The following is a 16635-nucleotide window of genomic DNA, read 5'->3' as shown; positions in this document are numbered from 1 at the left end:
GTGCGGGTATGATACACGGCGTCTACCTAATTAGCTAAATCCGTGGTATTTGGGGTTTTTTTCATGCAAGCGTATCAACGCGACTTCATTCGTTTTGCCATTGATCGTGGCGTTTTGCGCTTCGGTGAGTTCACCCTGAAGTCCGGGCGCACCAGTCCTTACTTCTTCAATGCCGGCCTGTTCAACTCGGGTTCCGCCCTGGCGCAGCTGGGTCGTTTCTATGCGGCAGCCATCGTCGAGAGCGGTATTTCGTTCGATGTGCTGTTCGGCCCGGCCTACAAAGGCATCCCGTTGGCGGCGACTACTGCCGTGGCGCTGGCCGAACATCATGGTCGTGATCTGCCATGGTGCTTCAACCGCAAGGAAGCCAAGGCCCACGGCGAAGGCGGCAGCCTGGTCGGCGCGCCATTGACTGGCGACGTGCTGATCATCGACGACGTGATCACCGCAGGCACCGCCATCCGGGAAGTGATGCAGATCATCGCTTCCCAGGACGGCGCCAAGGCCGCGGGCGTGTTGATCGCCCTGAACCGTCAGGAGCGGGGCAACGGCGAATTGTCGGCCATTCAGGAAGTGGAGCGTGACTTCGGCATCCCGGTGATCAGCATTGTTTCGCTGAACCAGGTTCTCGAATTCCTGGCGGATGACCCGCAGCTCAAGCAACACCTGCCGGCAGTTGAAGCCTACCGCGCCCAATTCGGCGTCTAATAGAAAAGGCCCTGTTTACAGGGCCTTTTCTTTGGGTGGTACCTAGCGCAGGTGGCACCATTTGGCGATGAGCCGCACAGTCAGCCAAACGTTGAGCGCCGCAAACGCCAGAAGCGCGCAGGCCACAAGTACATAAAGCGTACGACCCACATCGAAATCCCACAGATCCAGCGTGCTGCTACGCGTGATCCGCACGGCGGCCGGCAAATTGACGTAAAACAGCGCCACGAAAGTGCAGGTCAGCGGTAATGCACAGCTGAAGAAAACACTTATGACCTGTTCCCGGCTGCGTTTTCTCGCCTGCGGACCTGATTGTTTTTCATCCAGTTCCAACGCTTCATGTAGCCTGGGCCACGCCAGATTGAACATGAAAGTGGTCAGGGTCAGCAGCAAACCGCTGACCGCGACGATGTCACTGAACGGCATTCAGACCAAGCGTCCTGCACAGCAAGTCGTGAGAGTCTTCGCTGATTTCGAACAGCCCGGCGCTGCCTTTGCGTTTGGTGATGGGCTTGAAGGTCGGCTCGTTCTGGGTGATCAGCATGTTCAGTTCATCACGAATGACGTCGGAGCTGATGACGACCAGGTAAACCGTCTGCGCATGGTCTGCGGTTTCGATCACGGCCCGCATGCTGTTCTGCAGGATGTCGTCGAGTTGATTGCGAAACCGCGAGACCGTGTTCTTCAGGAGCGTTTTGCTTTGGCTCTGGGTCAGTTGGAAGATCGTTGATATCTGCGATTCGGTCGGCAGCGTTTGCCCGAAGTAACTCTGAATCAGATACAGCAGACGATCCTGTTTCGCCTCATCGGCCCTGCTTGGCATGCCGCCTTCGACCAGCATTTTCAGGTATTCGGTCAGGCTCGCCTTGGCTATTCGCTGTAGGGCATGAGCGATTTCGTGGTCGGAAATCCTCAGCGTCTTTTTGACCGGTTCCTTTTGTTCCAGGTCGAAGGCCTGGGCGTCGATCGTGAACGAGATCTGCATGGCTCAGTCCTCCAGGATTATTCTTTGCTGGTGCTGCTGAGCGTCTCGGCCTTTTTGATCCTGACGGGTTTACTGGCTTTCTCTGGGTACGGATCACTAGCGGCATCGCCCTGACCGGTAAGAATTTTCCAGCCATGGCGGGTGTGTGGGGTTTTCCGGAGTTGCGGGCACGGCGGCATTGAGGTTTTGGCCTGGTTCGAATACTCATGACCGCAATCAACGCAGGCATAGGTGCCAGGTGAAACATCGCTGCCGTATGGGACATAGTCTTTTTGCATGAGGTAGATCTCCTGTGGGTTCAGGGAAAATCCTATGCAGATTGCATACTTCGCGATGTCAGACGTTTCGCTTAGTCAGGTCAGGCATTTCCTGCACGCATAAAAAAGATCGCAGACTTCGTCAGTTCCTACGGGGTTTTCGTACATCCGAAAATCCGCTTTTGTAGGAGCTGCCGAAGGCTGCGATCGTTTTAAGGCTTGAATCAGTGACGCTTGCGATTGCTGATCAAGGTGCCCACACCGGTGTCGGTGAAGATTTCCAGCAGAATCGCGTTCGGCACCCGACCATCGATGATCAACGAGCTACCCACGCCGCCCTGTACCGCTTCCAGTGCGCAACGAATCTTCGGCAGCATGCCGCCGTAGATAGTGCCGTCGGCGATCAGGTCGTCGACCTGCTGGGTCGTCAGGCCGGTCAGAACCGTGCCCGACTTGTCCATCAGGCCGGCGATGTTGGTCAGCAGCATCAGCTTCTCGGCTTTCAGTGCCTCGGCCACTTTACCGGCCACCAGATCGGCGTTGATGTTGTACGACTCGCCGTTGGCGCCGACGCCGATTGGCGCGATCACCGGAATGAAATCGCCTTTGACCAGCAGGTTCAGCAGGTCGGTGTTGATGCCGACCACTTCGCCCACTTGGCCAATATCGATGATTTCCGGCTGGGTCATTTCCGGCGTCTGACGGGTAACAGTGAGCTTTTTCGCGCGAATCAGCTCGGCGTCTTTACCGGTCAGGCCGATGGCGCTGCCGCCATGACGGTTGATCAGGTTGACGATGTCCTTGTTGACCTGGCCGCCGAGGACCATTTCCACCACGTCCATGGTCTGCGCGTCAGTCACGCGCATGCCATCGATGAAGTGGCTCTCGATCGACAGACGCTTGAGCAGGTCGCCGATTTGCGGGCCGCCACCGTGAACCACCACCGGATTGATGCCCACGGCTTTCATCAGCACGATGTCGCGGGCGAAGCCGGTTTTCAGCTCCTCGCTTTCCATCGCGTTGCCGCCGTATTTGATCACCAGCGTCTTGCCGACATAGCGGCGAATATAAGGCAGCGCTTCGGACAGGACCTTGGCGGTGTTGGCGGCGGCTTCGCGTTCGAGGGTCATTCAGGGCTCCGGGTACTTCAGAAGATCAAAACGGTAATTGGAGATCAGGTGCAACGCGTTTCAGCTGGACGTGGAACACATCCTTGATGCGCTGCAATTCAGCCTCGTCATCGGCCTCGAAGCGCAGCACCAGCACCGGTGTGGTGTTGGAGGCGCGAACCAGGCCCCAGCCTTTGGCATAGTCGACTCGCACGCCGTCAATGGTGGTCAGGTCGGCGCCTTCACCCCATTGCGCATCGTGCAGTGCGTCAATGATGCTGAATTTGCTCTCTTCGGTCACATGGATATTGATCTCTGGCGTAGAAATATCGTTCGGGAAGGTCGCGAACAGCTCTTCCGCGGTGGATTTTTCCTTGCTGAGGATCTCCAGCAGCCGCGCGGCGCTGTAAATACCATCGTCGAAACCGAACCAGCGTTCCTTGAAGAAGATATGCCCGCTCATTTCGCCGGCCAACAGGGCACCGGATTGTTTCATTTTCTTTTTGATCAACGAGTGACCGGTCTTCCACATCAGCGGCCGACCGCCGTATTCCTTGATCAGCGGGATCAGGCGACGGGTGCATTTGACGTCGAAGATGATTTCCGCGTTCGGGTTGCGCGCCACGACGTCGCGGGCGAACAGCATCAACAGGCGATCAGGGAAAACAATGCTGCCGGTATTGGTAACAACGCCTACACGGTCGCCGTCGCCGTCGAAAGCCAGGCCCAGGTCGGCGTTGGTTTCCTTGACCTTGGCGATCAGGTCCACCAGGTTTTCAGGCTTGCCCGGGTCCGGGTGGTGGTTCGGGAAGTTGCCATCGACTTCGCAGAACAGCGGGATGACTTCGCAGTTCAGGGCTTCGATCAGCTGCGGGGCGATCACGCCGGCCGCGCCGTTGCCGCAATCGACCACCACTTTCAGGCGGCGGGCGAGTTTGATGTCCTGGACGATTTCAGTGTTGTAGCGGTCGAGGATCTCGACCTTGGTGATGCTGCCCTTGCCGCTGCTCAGATTGTTGGTCTTGAGGCGTTCGTGCAGGGCCTGGATCTGTTCGTTGGCCAGGGTGTCGCCGGCAATGACGATCTTGAAGCCGTTGTAGTTCGACGGGTTGTGGCTACCGGTGAGCATCACGCCGGATTTGCCGGCCAGAACGTTGGCGGCGTAGTACAGCGCAGGCGTTGGCACCAGGCCGACGTCGCTGACGTGGCAACCGCTGTCGGCCAGGCCCTTGATCAGTTGCTCGACCAGTTCCGGGCCGGACAGGCGACCGTCGCGGCCGACTGAAACGTTCGGTTCATCCTGGGCCAGGCTCTGGGAGCCGATGGCGCGACCAAGCCAATAAGCTGTTTCAGCGTTCAAGAATTCCGGGACGGTGCCGCGAATGTCGTAGGCGCGGAAGATGCTGTCGGGGAACTTGGGTGCGACTTGGGCTGGGGTGCTCATCTGTAGGAATGCTCCATCTTGAAAGTGGCTGGACAAGCCTGCGAAAAATTCGTGGGCTGGCTCAAACTGAAGGGTATGACGGTGTTTTCCACCGAGAGTTCGTGGTGTGAAAAGGCCATGCCATCAGCATCAGCGAGCAATTGCCGTTCAATGCCTTGATTTTCAGTGGTAAACCTTCCTGATGACGACTGTGCAATTTTTGGTGAGGGAGCTTGCTCCCGCTTGAGTGCGTAGCACTCACAAAAATCGGTAATGACTCACAGAGTTTGGGGCCGCTTCGCTGCCCAACGGGGGCAAGCCCCCTCGCCACAAGGTTGCCATCTTTCGGATCAGTGGCTGCCGGAGTGGCCGAAGCCGCCGGTGCCGCGCTGGGTTTCGACGAACTCTTCGACCATTTCAAAATGGGCTTGAACTACCGGTACCAACACCAACTGGGCCAGGCGTTCGCCTACCACCATGTTGAAATCGGTCTGGCCACGGTTCCAGCACGACACCATCAACGGGCCTTGGTAATCGGAGTCGATCAGGCCGACCAGGTTGCCCAGCACGATGCCGTGCTTATGGCCCAGGCCGGAGCGCGGCAGAATCAAGGCCGCCAAGCCCGGATCGCCGATGTACACCGATAGGCCGGTAGGGATCAGCAGGGTTTCGCCCGGCTTGATGACGGTATCTTTTTCCAGCATGGCGCGCAGGTCGAGGCCGGCGGAGCCTGGCGTGGCGTACTGTGGCAGCGGGAATTCGGTACCGATGCGTGGGTCGAGGATCTTGGCTTGCAAAGCGTGCATGTAAATTAAACCTGGTTCAGACGTTCGGCGATAAAAGTGATCAGCTGGCGAGCGATTTTGCTCTTGCTGGTCTGGGCGAAGAGTGTGGCGTGCAGCTCACGGTCAATCACGCTGCAGGCGTTTTCTTCGCTGTTGAAGCCAATACTCGGGTTCGCGACGTCGTTGGCGACGATCAGATCGAGGTTCTTGTCTTTCAACTTGCGAGCAGCGTAATCGAGCAGGTGTTCGGTTTCGGCAGCGAAGCCGACACTGAACGGACGGTCGGGACGGGTGGCGATGGTGGCCAGGATGTCTGGGTTACGCACCATCTGTAGCAACAAGCCGTCGCCGTTCGTAGGGTCTTTCTTGAGTTTCTGTGGGGCGACGACTTCCGGGCGGTAGTCCGCGACCGCGGCCGAGGCGATGAACAGGTCGCAAGGGATCGCCGCTTCACAGGCAGCGAGCATGTCGCGGGCACTCACCACGTCGATGCGCGTGACGCGATCCGGGGTCGGCAGGTGCACGGGACCTGTGATCAGGGTCACGCGGGCGCCAGCTTCTACCGCGGCTTCGGCCAGGGCAAAGCCCATTTTTCCGGAGCTGTGGTTGGTGATGTAGCGCACCGGGTCGATGTTTTCCTGGGTCGGGCCGGCGGTGATCAGCACGTGTTTGCCGGTCAGCGCCTGGCGCTGGAAGCAGTCTGCCGCGCACTGGGCGAGGTCGGTGGCTTCGAGCATGCGACCCATGCCGACGTCGCCGCAGGCCTGGCTGCCGGAGGCTGGGCCGAAGACTTTGAGGTCGCGGCTTTCGAGGGTTTGCAGGTTGGCCTGGGTCGCCGGGTCGCGCCACATGGCCTGGTTCATCGCCGGGGCAACCGCGACCACCGCGTCGGTGGCCAGCACCAGCGTGGTCAGCAGGTCGTCGGCAATGCCTTGGGCCAGGCGGGCGATCAGGTCCGCGGTGGCGGGAGCGATCAGCACCAGGTCGGCCCATTTGGCCAGCTCGATGTGGCCCATCGCGGCTTCGGCCGCCGGGTCCAGCAAATCGAGATGGACCGGATGCCCGGACAACGCCTGCATGGTCAGCGGGGTAATGAATTCGCTGCCGCCACGGGTCATGACCACGCGCACTTCGGCGCCCTGGTCGATCAGGCGGCGAACCAGCTCGGCGCTCTTGTAAGCAGCAATGCCGCCGCCGACGCCCAGAACGATGCGTTTCCGATACAGCCGCTGCATAGGTCTGCCTTTCATTTCGTTGATGACTGCTTGGCGATACCCCCTCCCCAGGGATGAATTCGCCAGCAAAAAAGATGGGCTACGATATCACAGCGACCGCTATGGAACAGCGGCGCCCACATACATGGAGGTGCTATGAGCATTCGCGATTGGCCGGCGGCGGAGCGACCGCGGGAGAAGCTACTTGAGCAGGGATCGGCAAGTCTTTCAGACGCCGAGTTGCTGGCAATCTTTCTACGAACCGGCGTGTCCGGTAAAAGCGCGGTCGATCTGGCGCGACACCTGCTGCATCAATTTGGCAGCCTGCGCACCTTGCTGGAGGCCGATCAGCCGACCTTCAGCGGTCAGCTTGGCCTTGGGCCGGCAAAGTTCGCCCAGTTGCAGGCAGTGCTGGAAATGGCCCGGCGGCATCTGGCCGAGCGCTTGCGTCACAACTCGGTGCTGGAGAATCCATTGGCGGTGCGTGACTACCTCAAGTCGATGCTGCGCCATGAGCCTCACGAGGTGTTTGGTTGCCTGTTTCTCGATTCCAAGCACCGGGTGCTGGCCTTTGAGGCGCTGTTTCGCGGCTCCATCGACAGCACCAGCGTTTATCCGCGGCAGGTGGTCAAGCGCGCCCTGGCTCACAACGCCGCAGCGCTGATCCTGTGTCACAACCATCCGTCGGGTAACCCAGACCCCAGTCAAGCCGACCGAATGCTGACCAAGCGCCTGCAAGAGGCCCTGGATCTGATCGATGTGCGGGTGCTCGACCATTTCATAGTTGGTGACGGCGATCCGCTGTCCATGGCCGAGTATGGGTGGATGTAAGAGGCTAGAGGTAAGCAACCCCTGTGGGAGCGGGCTTGCTCGCGAAGGCGTCGTGTCAGTCGATATCAATGTCTACTGACAGACCGCTTTCGCGAGCAAGCCCGCTCCCACAGGGTTTTGTGGCGAGGCGGATTACTTGAGGCTGACCTTCGAGTAATCCTGACGACCGAACGGGCTGACCTGATAACCCTGCACATCCTTGCGTGTCAGCGCAAAGGCCGTCGGGTGCGCCAGTGGCAGCCACAACGCCTGTTGCTGGATCTGCGCCTGGGCCTGTTCGTAGAGCTTGGTGCGTACACCTTGCTCGCCGGTGGTCTTGCCGGCGCTGATCAGCTTGTCCAGGTCCTGGTTGCAGTAGCGGGCGAAGTTGGTGCCGGATTTGACCCCCGCGCAAGAAAACTGCGGCGTGAGGAAGTTGTCCGGGTCACCGTTATCGCCGGCCCAGCCCATGAACAACAGGTCGTGCTCGCCGGCCTTGGCGCGGCGAATTAGCTCGCCCCATTCGATCACGCGAATCTCTGCCTGGATGCCGATTTCCGCCAGGTCGGACTGCAGCAATTGCGCACCGAGGCTCGGATTGGGGTTCAGCAGGCTGCCGGAAGGGCGGGTCCAGATGGTGGTCTGGAAACCACTCTTGAGTCCCGCCTTCGCCATCAAAGCGCGGGCTTTCTCGACATCATGGGGATAGCCCGAGAGGTTTTTGGCGTAGCTCCAGGTGTTGGGCGGATATGGGCCATTGGCGGGTTCGGCGGTGTCTTCGAACACGGCTTTGACGTAGTTGGCCTTGTCGAACGCGAGATTGATCGCCTGGCGTACTTCAGGCTTGTCCAGCGGCGGATGTTGGCTGTTGATGCCAACGAAGGCGGTCATGAAGGCGTCCATCTTTTCGACTTTCAGGGTCGATTCTTTCTGCGCCGCCTGTACGTCCAGCGGTTTGGGCGACAGGGCGATCTGGCACTCGTTGCGGCGCAACTTCTGCAAACGCACGTTGGCATCGGGGGTGATGGCGAAGATCAGCGGGTCAACCGACGGCTTGCCACGGAAGTAATCCGGGTTGGCCTTGTAGCGAATCGAGGCGTCTTTCTGGAAGCGCGTGAAGATGAACGGGCCGCTGCCGATCGGCTGGCTGTTGAGTTTCTCCGGGGTGCCAGCCTTCAGCAGTTTGTCCGCGTACTCAGCCGAATAGATCGAGGCGAAACCCATGGTCAGGGTTGGCAGGAAAGTCGAGTCCGGGTGATCAAGGGTGAAGCGGATGGTAAGCGGGTCCAATGCGTCGATCTTCTTGATCAACGCCGGTAACTGCATCGACTGGGCGTGCGGGAAGCCGCTCTGGGCGACTTTGTGCCACGGGTTCGCCGGGTCGAGCATGCGGTCGAAGCTGAACTTCACGTCTTCGGCGGTCAGGTCGCGCGTCGGGTTGAAGTATTCGGTACGGTGAAATTTCACCTGCGGGTGCAATTTGAAGACGTAGGTCAGGCCGTCGGGCGTGACTTCCCAGCTGTCCGCCAGGCTGGCGACCACTTTGCCGCTGGCCGTGTCGAAGTCCACCAGGCGGTCCATCAGCACATCGGCCGAGGCATTGGTGGTGGTCAGCGAGTTGTATTGCACCACATCGAACCCTTCCGGGCTGGCTTCGGTGCAGACGCTCAAGGCGGCAGCATGGGCCAGGGGGCTCAGTAGAAGCGGGGCGAGCAGCAGCGGTAGGGCAGCGAGGCGCATGGTCGGATTCCTTTACAGATCGAAGGCCCATCTGCAAGTGCAGTCTGGAAAAGGCTTACCCTAGTGGGCTCTTTTGCAAATGACTATCCCCTTTTTCGTTTTAAGGGGACTATGTGCGCTTGTTTTCGGTGATGCGGGCCGAGGAAAACCCGGAATCGGTCGGTTTGCCGATTCTCTGCGACGAGCGGTCTTAATCGTCGACAGCCTTTATCCAAGGCGCCCGGCGCCAGGAAAAGGGGGAATTTATCAAGTTCGCGCACACGGAATGTTGTTGCTCTCCAGTCTTTCTGGTATAAAGCAGCGCTCTTTTCTAGGGGCCCGGTTCCTTCACTGTAGGTGTAGCCGGTAAGACCTCTAAAGAAACGCGGCGCCTGGCGCCAAATGACTGAGAGATTAAGCGGCCAACCCATGCCGGGTTGGGCATGTGGTTTTAGAGGGCTGAGGCATGTCGAGAGTATGTCAAGTTACCGGTAAGGGTCCGGTGACTGGGAATAACATTTCCCACGCAAACAACAAAACCCGTCGTCGTTTCCTGCCGAACCTGCAGCATCACCGCTTCTGGGTTGAAGAAGAGAAACGTTTCGTGCGTCTGCGCGTATCTGCCAAAGGCATGCGTATCATCGACAAGCGTGGCATCACTGTCGTGCTGGCCGAAATCCGCAAAGCCGGCAAGATCTAAGGGAGCTAATCATGCGTGAATTGATTCGTTTGATTTCGAGCGCCGGTACTGGTCACTTCTACACTACCGACAAGAACAAGCGCACTACTCCGGACAAAATCGAGATCAAGAAATTTGATCCGGTTGTTCGTAAGCACGTGATCTACAAAGAAGGCAAAATCAAGTAATTGATTTTTCCCTCTTACGAAAAAGGCCCGTATCGCGAGATACGGGCCTTTTTTGTTGCCTATGGGTTTAGTGTTGTCTGGCAGGGCCTCATCGCGAGCCTGCTCGCGATGAGGTTGGTGAGGGCAACACAAATCCTCAAGCCTTCTGTTCAAACACCACATAGATCTTGCGGCACGGCTCCAGCACTTCCCAGGTGCCTTTGAAACCGGCCGGAATCACGAAGCGATCGCCCACACGCAGAGTCTTGGCGTTGCCATCGGCGTCGCGCAGCACTGAAACCCCCTGAACGATTTCGCAGTATTCGTGCTCGGTGTAGTTCACTAGCCACTGGCCGACTTCGCCTTCCCAGACACCTGCACTCATCTGGCCGCACGGGCTGTTGTAGTGGTTGTACACCGCTTGCTCGGGGTCACCCTTGAGGACTTTTGCAGGGTCGGGCCGATAACGATCGGGCTGGGTGTTGGCCTGGCTGAAATCGACGATATCCTGAATGCTCATGCTGGTATTCCCCCGTGATTGCGCTGGAAAGTTGAAAGTCTATGTTTATTAAAATGAACATCGCAAGGCCGTTTGCCAGCCTTGTGTCAAATATATTGAAACATTACCGGCCGCTGGTTTAGGGTAACGGTTGCCTTGAGCCGAAAAGCAGGCTGGCCGGGCAGAATTCCTGACAGCACCCGCATAGAACGCGGGGCAGTCGTATTCAATAAGAGGAGGACACTCGAATGACCACCCTGACTCGTGCCGACTGGGAACAACGGGCTCGCGATCTGAAGATCGAAGGCCGCGCCTACATCAATGGCGAATACACCGATGCCGTCTCCGGTGAGACCTTCGAGTGCATCAGTCCCGTCGATGGCCGTCTGCTGGGCAAGATTGCCAGCTGTGACGCCGCCGATGCCCAGCGTGCCGTGGACAACGCCCGCGCCACTTTCAATTCCGGCGCCTGGTCGCGCCTGGCGCCGACCAAACGCAAAGCCACCATGATCCGTTTTGCCGGGCTGCTGAAACAGCACGCCGAAGAGCTGGCCCTGCTCGAAACCCTGGACATGGGCAAGCCGATCAGCGATTCCCTGTACATCGACGTTCCCGGCGCGGCGCAAGCCCTGAGCTGGAGCGGTGAAGCCATCGACAAGATTTACGACGAAGTCGCTGCCACCCCACACGATCAGCTGGGTCTGGTGACTCGTGAGCCGGTCGGCGTGGTCGGCGCGATCGTGCCATGGAACTTCCCGTTGATGATGGCCTGCTGGAAACTCGGCCCGGCGCTGTCCACCGGTAACTCGGTGATCCTCAAGCCTTCCGAAAAGTCGCCGCTGACTGCCATTCGCCTTGCAGCGCTGGCCGTTGAAGCCGGCATCCCGAAAGGCGTGTTGAACGTGCTGCCGGGTTACGGTCACACCGTCGGCAAGGCCTTGGCCCTGCATAACGACGTCGACACCCTGGTGTTCACCGGTTCTACCAAGATTGCCAAGCAACTGCTGATCTACTCCGGTGAGTCGAACATGAAGCGTGTCTGGCTCGAAGCTGGCGGCAAGAGCCCGAACATCGTGTTTGCCGATGCGCCGGACCTGCAAGCCGCCGCCGAAGCCGCTGCCGGTGCCATCGCCTTCAACCAGGGCGAAGTCTGCACTGCTGGTTCGCGCCTGTTGGTCGAGCGTTCGATCAAGGACAAATTCCTGCCGCTGGTGATCGAAGCCCTGAAAACCTGGAAGCCTGGCAATCCGCTGGACCCTGGGACCAACGTCGGTGCACTGGTGGACACCCAGCAGATGAACACTGTGTTGTCCTACATCGAATCCGGTCACACCGATGGCGCCAAACTGGTGGCTGGCGGTAAGCGCATTCTTCAGGAAACCGGTGGCACCTACGTCGAGCCGACGATTTTCGATGGCGTGAGCAATGCGATGAAAATCGCTCAGGAAGAAATCTTCGGTCCGGTGTTGTCGGTCATCACCTTCGACAGCGCTGAAGAAGCCATCCAGATCGCCAACGACACGCCATACGGTTTGGCTGCTGCAGTCTGGACTGCCGACATCTCCAAGGCTCACCTGACCGCCAAGGCTTTGCGTGCCGGTAGCGTGTGGGTCAACCAGTACGATGGCGGCGACATGACCGCGCCGTTCGGTGGCTTCAAACAGTCCGGCAATGGTCGCGACAAATCGCTGCACGCGTTCGACAAGTACACCGAGCTGAAGGCGACCTGGATCAAGTTGTAAAGTGAAGGGGCCCGGTAGTAAGTCGGGCTCCTGAACGACACAGATCCCCTGTGGGAGCGGGCTTGCTCGCGAAGGCGGTGTAACAGCCAACATCAATGTTGGATGTGATGGCCTCTTCGCGAGCAAGCCCGCTCCCACATTGCTTTGCGTGGTGCCTGAAAATAATAATCCACAGGAGTGTGGAACATGCGTTGGGCGACGTATTTCGCCGTTTTGGCGTCTGTCTTGAGTGTCGGCCTGGCCCTGGGTGTCAGCATGCCGTTGGTATCGCTGCGTCTGGAAGGCTGGGGTTACGGCTCGTTCGCGATCGGCGTGATGGCGGCGATGCCGGCCATTGGCGTACTGCTGGGGGCGAAAATTTCCAGCCACCTCGCAGCCCGTCTTGGCACGGCTAATCTGATGCGCCTTTGCCTGTGGGCCGGGGCGGTCTCCATCGGCTTGCTTGCGCTGTGGCCGAGCTATCCGATCTGGCTGGTGCTGCGGTTGATGATCGGGGTGATCCTGACCCTCGTCTTCATCCTCGGCGAAAGCTGGATCAACCAACTGGTGGTCGAGCAATGGCGCGGTCGGCTGGTGGCGCTGTATGGCAGTAGCTATGCGCTGAGTCAGTTGGCCGGGCCGTTGCTGTTGGGCGCATTGGGCACCGAGCACGATTACGGCTTCTGGGTTGGTGTCGGTTTACTGATGACGTCACCGCTCCTGCTGCTGGGTCGCGGCGGAGCACCCACCAGCGAAGCCTGCAGCGTAACCCTCGGTGACTTGTTGACCTTCTGCCGCGGCTTGCCGGCAATTGCCTGGGCGGTATCGCTGTTCGCGGCGTTTGAAGCGATGATCCTGACTTTGCTGCCGGTTTACTGCCTGCGCCAGGGCTTCACCACGGAAATCGCCTTGGCGATGGTCAGCACGGTGGTGGTGGGTGATGCCTTGCTGCAGTTGCCGATTGGTGCGCTGGCCGATCGCTTGTCGCGGCGTACATTGTTTACCGGTTGCGCGATGCTCTTGCTGCTGTCGAGCCTGGCGATTCCATTGCTGATCGACACGCTACTGATCTGGCCGCTGTGGGTGTTGTTTGGCGCCAGTGCCGGCGGGTTATTCACCTTGTCGCTGATCCTGATCGGCGAACGTTATCGCGACGATGCGCTGGTGCGGGCCAATGCTCATATCGCACAGTTGTGGGGAATTGGTTGCTTGATCGGGCCCTTGGCGGCCGGTGCCGGGAGCCAGTGGATCAGCGGGCATGCCTTGCCGTTGCTGATGGCGGCGGGCGCGTTGGGGCTGGTGATTCTGGTGTCGCGGCAAGGGGCGTTTGGTGTGGTGCAGCCGGCATAGATCAAAAGATCGCAGCCTTCGGCAGCTCCTACATTTGAAATGCGATCCCTGTAGGAGCTGCCGAAGGCTGCGATCCTGGCAATTTAAGCTACAACATCCGCTCCAGCCCAACCATGCTGCTGAGCCATGAATTGAAGTGTCTCCACCAACCTCCCGGTTCTTCGGTCAATGTGTGCTGCTTGCCGTCATCTTCGGTGACCCAGACGATCTGACCCTTTTCCAGTCGGGCATGATAGCTGAGGGCAGGCGCCATGCCCTCCAGTGCCAGTTCGCGCACCCGCCCGGCTAGTTGCGGGTTGTCCACCAATACCCCGACTTCGGTGTTCCACAGTACCGAGCGTGGGTCGAAATTGAACGAGCCGATGAAGGCTTTCTGTCGGTCGAAAATCATCGCCTTGCTGTGCAGGCTCGAGTCGGAACTACGGTAGGAGCTGCTCCCGCTGTGAAACAGGCTCGGTCCGCTGCCGCCATTGTCTCCATTGTCGCCGGGCTGGCGGCGTAATTCGAACAGCTGCACGCCATGCTCCAGTAAGGCTTTGCGATAAGGTGCGTAACCACCGTGCGTGGCCGGTACATCGGTGGCTTCCAGTGAATTGGTCAGCAAACTCACCGACACGCCTGCATCAGCGCGACCGGCCAGGTACACCAGCCCCGATTGGCCGGGCACGATGTAAGCCGAAACCATGATCAGCTCCTTGCTGACCCCATTGAGTTCGGGCGCCAACTGGGTGGTCAGCAACAAGTGCGGATCCGGCTCGCCCTTGGACAATACCTTGCTCGGTGCGTCCCACAACGCCTGGTTCCAGGCCCAGATCAGCTCCCGGCGCCAGACATCCAGGCGCGGGTGAGTGGTGTAGGCCATTAGCTGCTGATAAAGCGCGTGGTTCTGTTTGCGCGTTTCCTCCAGGGATTCGTCCAGCCGGGTCCGGGTGTTTTTCAGATCCCTGGCTGTCGGCTTGGTCGAGAGAAACTGCTCGATCGGCTTGCTCAGGGCGCTGTTCCAGTACTGGTCGAAGCTGTGCCCCAACTGCTCTGCAACCGGGCCGACACTGAGCATGTCGATGTCGGTGAAATTGAGGTTGGGTTCGGCATCGAAATATTCGTCCCCCAGGTTGCGTCCACCAACGATCGCCGCGCTGTTGTCCGCCACCCACAGTTTGTTATGCATGCGCCGATGTTGCTGCGACAGGTTGAAGAACCGGCCCATGGTTCGCGTAACGACGGTGCTGCGGCCAAGATGCAGCGGGTTGAACACGCGGATCTGAATCTTCGGATGTGCGGCGAGGGTCGCGATGATCCGGTCCAGACCATCGCTGGTGGTGTCGTCGAGCAGAATCCGCACCCGTACTCCGCGGTCAGCGGCCTTAAGCAGCTCGCTCACCAGTATTCGTGTGCTGATGCCGTCATGGACGATGTAGTACTGCAGATCGAGGCTGCTTTGGGCGTTGCGAATCAGCTCGGCGCGGGCGGTGAAGGCTTCGGCGCTATCGGAGAGTAAGCGAAAACCCGATTGGCCCTGATGGGGGGCGGCCTGGGCCTGGATCGAGCGGCCGAACGCCGAATCGGCCGCTGGCAGGGCCTGACTCGGTTCGCGAGGAACGTTGAGTGTTGTACAGCCACCAAAGAGCGAGGCGAGTAACAGAAGAGCAAGCAGGGGCTGTCTGATTCTCACGGAGCGTATTCCGGGTGGTGGCAGTTAGCATATGGACGCCGCTTCCCGAAGAAAGGTCAGTCAGTTTCCGCCAGCAGTTTGATCGCTGTCGCACCGACCTTGCGTACTGCTTCTTCGATCTGCGGGGTTGTTTTGGCAGCGTAGTTCATCCGCAGGCAATTACGGTATTTGCCCGAGGCGGAAAAGATACTGCCGACAGCAATCTGTACGCCTTGATCATGCAGCGCCCGATTGAGTTTCAGGGTATCGAAGCCCTCGGGCAGTTCGACCCACAGCATGAAGCTGCCTTGCGGACGGCTAGCCCGGGTGCCAGCAGGGAAATAGCGGGTCACCCAGTCGATCATCGCGTCGCGATTGCGCTGGTATTGCGTGCGCATCTTCCGCAAATGCGGTTCGAAGTGCCCGGCCTTGAGAAATTCGGCAATCGCAATTTGCGGTTGCGGCGCGGTGGAGCCGGTGCTGATGTACTTCATGTGCAGCACCCGTTCCAGATAACGACCCGGCGCGACCCAACCAATGCGCAGGCCCGGTGCCAGGGTCTTGGAAAAAGAACTGCAGAGCAGGACGCGGCCGTCTTCGTCGAAGGATTTGATCGTGCGCGGGCGTGGGTAGGTGTAGGCCAGTTCGCCATACACATCGTCCTCGATAATCGCCACGTCGAAACGCTGTGCGAGCGTCAACAGCGCACGTTTACGCGCCTCCGGCATGATGTAGCCCAACGGGTTGTTGCAGTTGGGGGTCAGCTGTATGGCTTTGATCGGCCATTGCTCCAACGCCAGTTCCAAAGCATCGAGGCTGATGCCGGTGAGCGGGTCGGTGGGGATTTCCAGGGCTTTCATGCCCAGGCCCTTGAGCGTCTGCATGGCGCCGTGAAAGCTCGGCGAATCTACGGCGACGATGTCACCCGGATCGCAAATGGCACGGATGCTGGTGGACAGTGCTTCATGGCAACCGGTAGTGATCACCAGATCGTTGGCGCTTAACTGGCAGCCGGAATCGAGCATCAGACGAGCGATCTGTTCGCGCAATTCAAGGGTGCCGTAGATGTTGTCGTAATACAGACCGGGCATATCCTGCCGCCGGCTGATTCGCGCCAGGTTGCGCAGCAGCGGTTTCATGGTCGGCGTGGTGATGTCCGGCATGCCGCGACCCAGTTGCACGACGTCCTTGCGCGGTACGGCGCGGATCAGTTCCAGCACTTGATCCCACTGCGAAATATCCACCGGTCGTTGGGCGGGCCGGCCAACCACTGGCAGCTCCGGCAGTTCGCGACTCACGGGGACGAAGTAGCCGGACTTGGGTTTGGGCATCGCCAGGCCAACGTCTTCCAGCACTCGATAGGCCTGCTGCACCGTGCTCAGGCTGACCCCGTGTTCGACACTCAGTGCCCGCACCGAGGGCAACCGGTCACCGGGACGATAGAAGCCCTGTTCGATACGAGTGCCGAGCAATTCGGCGAGGTTGACGTAAAGGGTCATGGCGCAGTCTCGGTGTGGGTGATTCGGTTAACCAGCACAGATGGGGCAAAAATATGTGA

General features: G+C 59.2%; 16 protein-coding genes and 1 pseudogene. 6 read left to right on the top strand and 11 right to left on the bottom strand.

Going from position 1 to position 16635, the window contains the following annotated elements; all coding sequences use genetic code 11:
- Positions 1-63: 63 nt before the first annotated feature.
- Positions 64-708, top strand: a complete 645-nt coding sequence (gene pyrE, locus AB7M29_RS02265) for an orotate phosphoribosyltransferase (RefSeq protein ID WP_007894680.1) — start codon at positions 64-66, stop codon at positions 706-708.
- A 42-nt stretch (positions 709-750) separates the two neighbouring features.
- On the opposite strand, the gene AB7M29_RS02260 is transcribed toward pyrE, so the two are convergent.
- The 7 genes and pseudogenes from AB7M29_RS02260 to coaBC all read right to left on the bottom strand — a co-directional run bounded on the left by AB7M29_RS02260 (position 751) and on the right by coaBC (position 6502).
- A complete protein-coding gene (locus tag AB7M29_RS02260; RefSeq protein ID WP_217856865.1) occupies positions 751-1134 on the bottom strand; it encodes a hypothetical protein in 384 nt (127 codons plus the stop codon).
- A complete protein-coding gene (locus AB7M29_RS02255; RefSeq protein WP_038980739.1) occupies positions 1121-1693 on the bottom strand; it encodes a hypothetical protein in 573 nt (190 codons plus the stop codon). The genes AB7M29_RS02260 and AB7M29_RS02255 overlap by 14 nt, the downstream gene beginning before the upstream one ends.
- 17 nt (positions 1694-1710) lie before the next feature.
- Positions 1711-1971, bottom strand: a complete 261-nt coding sequence (locus AB7M29_RS02250) for a zinc ribbon-containing protein (protein ID WP_217856864.1) — start codon at positions 1969-1971, stop codon at positions 1711-1713.
- A 203-nt stretch (positions 1972-2174) separates the two neighbouring features.
- Positions 2175-3080 (bottom strand): acetylglutamate kinase, encoded by a 906-nt coding sequence (gene argB / locus AB7M29_RS02245; RefSeq protein ID WP_008007602.1) that lies wholly within the window; start codon positions 3078-3080, stop codon positions 2175-2177.
- 25 nt (positions 3081-3105) lie between these two features.
- Positions 3106-4482 (bottom strand): annotated as a pseudogene (locus tag AB7M29_RS02240) (phosphomannomutase/phosphoglucomutase); the annotation flags it as partial.
- 350 nt (positions 4483-4832) lie between these two features.
- Complete coding sequence (gene dut, locus AB7M29_RS02235; RefSeq protein ID WP_007894692.1) at positions 4833-5288, bottom strand: dUTP diphosphatase; 456 nt, start codon at positions 5286-5288, stop codon at positions 4833-4835.
- 5 nt (positions 5289-5293) lie between these two features.
- Positions 5294-6502, bottom strand: a complete 1209-nt coding sequence (gene coaBC, locus AB7M29_RS02230; protein ID WP_007894693.1) for a bifunctional phosphopantothenoylcysteine decarboxylase/phosphopantothenate--cysteine ligase CoaBC — start codon at positions 6500-6502, stop codon at positions 5294-5296.
- A 135-nt stretch (positions 6503-6637) separates the two neighbouring features.
- Here coaBC and radC point away from each other — a divergent pair, with 135 nt between their 5' ends.
- Entirely contained in the window at positions 6638-7312 is a 675-nt protein-coding gene (gene radC / locus AB7M29_RS02225) for a RadC family protein (protein ID WP_038980746.1), read from the top strand.
- A gap of 132 nt (positions 7313-7444) precedes the next feature.
- Here the strand turns inward: radC and AB7M29_RS02220 are convergent, their stop codons facing one another.
- Positions 7445-9031 carry an ABC transporter substrate-binding protein gene (locus AB7M29_RS02220; protein WP_454246238.1) on the bottom strand — a complete coding sequence of 529 codons (1587 nt, stop codon included), beginning with the start codon at positions 9029-9031 and terminating at the stop codon, positions 7445-7447.
- Positions 9032-9476: 445 nt separating this feature from the next.
- Here AB7M29_RS02220 and rpmB point away from each other — a divergent pair, with 445 nt between their 5' ends.
- Together rpmB and rpmG are read left to right on the top strand one after the other, a co-directional pair.
- Positions 9477-9710, top strand: coding sequence for a 50S ribosomal protein L28 (gene rpmB, locus AB7M29_RS02215; protein ID WP_007894701.1), 234 nt, complete (start codon positions 9477-9479; stop codon positions 9708-9710).
- Between the two features lie 11 nt (positions 9711-9721).
- The gene (rpmG, locus tag AB7M29_RS02210) at positions 9722-9877 is read left to right on the top strand and encodes a 50S ribosomal protein L33 (protein ID WP_007894709.1); all 156 of its coding nucleotides are present in this window, start codon (positions 9722-9724) and stop codon (positions 9875-9877) included.
- Between the two features lie 136 nt (positions 9878-10013).
- On the opposite strand, the gene AB7M29_RS02205 is transcribed toward rpmG, so the two are convergent.
- A complete protein-coding gene (locus AB7M29_RS02205; protein ID WP_217856861.1) occupies positions 10014-10376 on the bottom strand; it encodes a cupin domain-containing protein in 363 nt (120 codons plus the stop codon).
- 227 nt (positions 10377-10603) lie between these two features.
- Between AB7M29_RS02205 and AB7M29_RS02200 the strand changes: the two genes are divergently transcribed.
- Together AB7M29_RS02200 and AB7M29_RS02195 are read left to right on the top strand one after the other, a co-directional pair.
- Complete coding sequence (locus AB7M29_RS02200) at positions 10604-12097, top strand: aldehyde dehydrogenase (protein WP_454246237.1); 1494 nt, start codon at positions 10604-10606, stop codon at positions 12095-12097.
- A 186-nt stretch (positions 12098-12283) separates the two neighbouring features.
- Positions 12284-13426 carry an MFS transporter gene (locus AB7M29_RS02195; RefSeq protein ID WP_217856860.1) on the top strand — a complete coding sequence of 381 codons (1143 nt, stop codon included), beginning with the start codon at positions 12284-12286 and terminating at the stop codon, positions 13424-13426.
- A gap of 88 nt (positions 13427-13514) precedes the next feature.
- Here the strand turns inward: AB7M29_RS02195 and AB7M29_RS02190 are convergent, their stop codons facing one another.
- Both AB7M29_RS02190 and AB7M29_RS02185 read right to left on the bottom strand, forming a co-directional pair.
- Entirely contained in the window at positions 13515-15098 is a 1584-nt protein-coding gene (locus AB7M29_RS02190; protein WP_454246236.1) for a phospholipase D family protein, read from the bottom strand.
- Positions 15099-15154: 56 nt separating this feature from the next.
- Positions 15155-16576, bottom strand: coding sequence for an aminotransferase-like domain-containing protein (locus AB7M29_RS02185; RefSeq protein ID WP_217856859.1), 1422 nt, complete (start codon positions 16574-16576; stop codon positions 15155-15157).
- Between the last annotated feature and the right edge of the window lie 59 nt (positions 16577-16635).

Source organism: Pseudomonas sp. F-14 TE3623, assembly GCF_053629015.1.
Note: the sequence above shows the minus strand (reverse complement) of the source record. Positions and strands in the feature narration are given on the sequence as shown.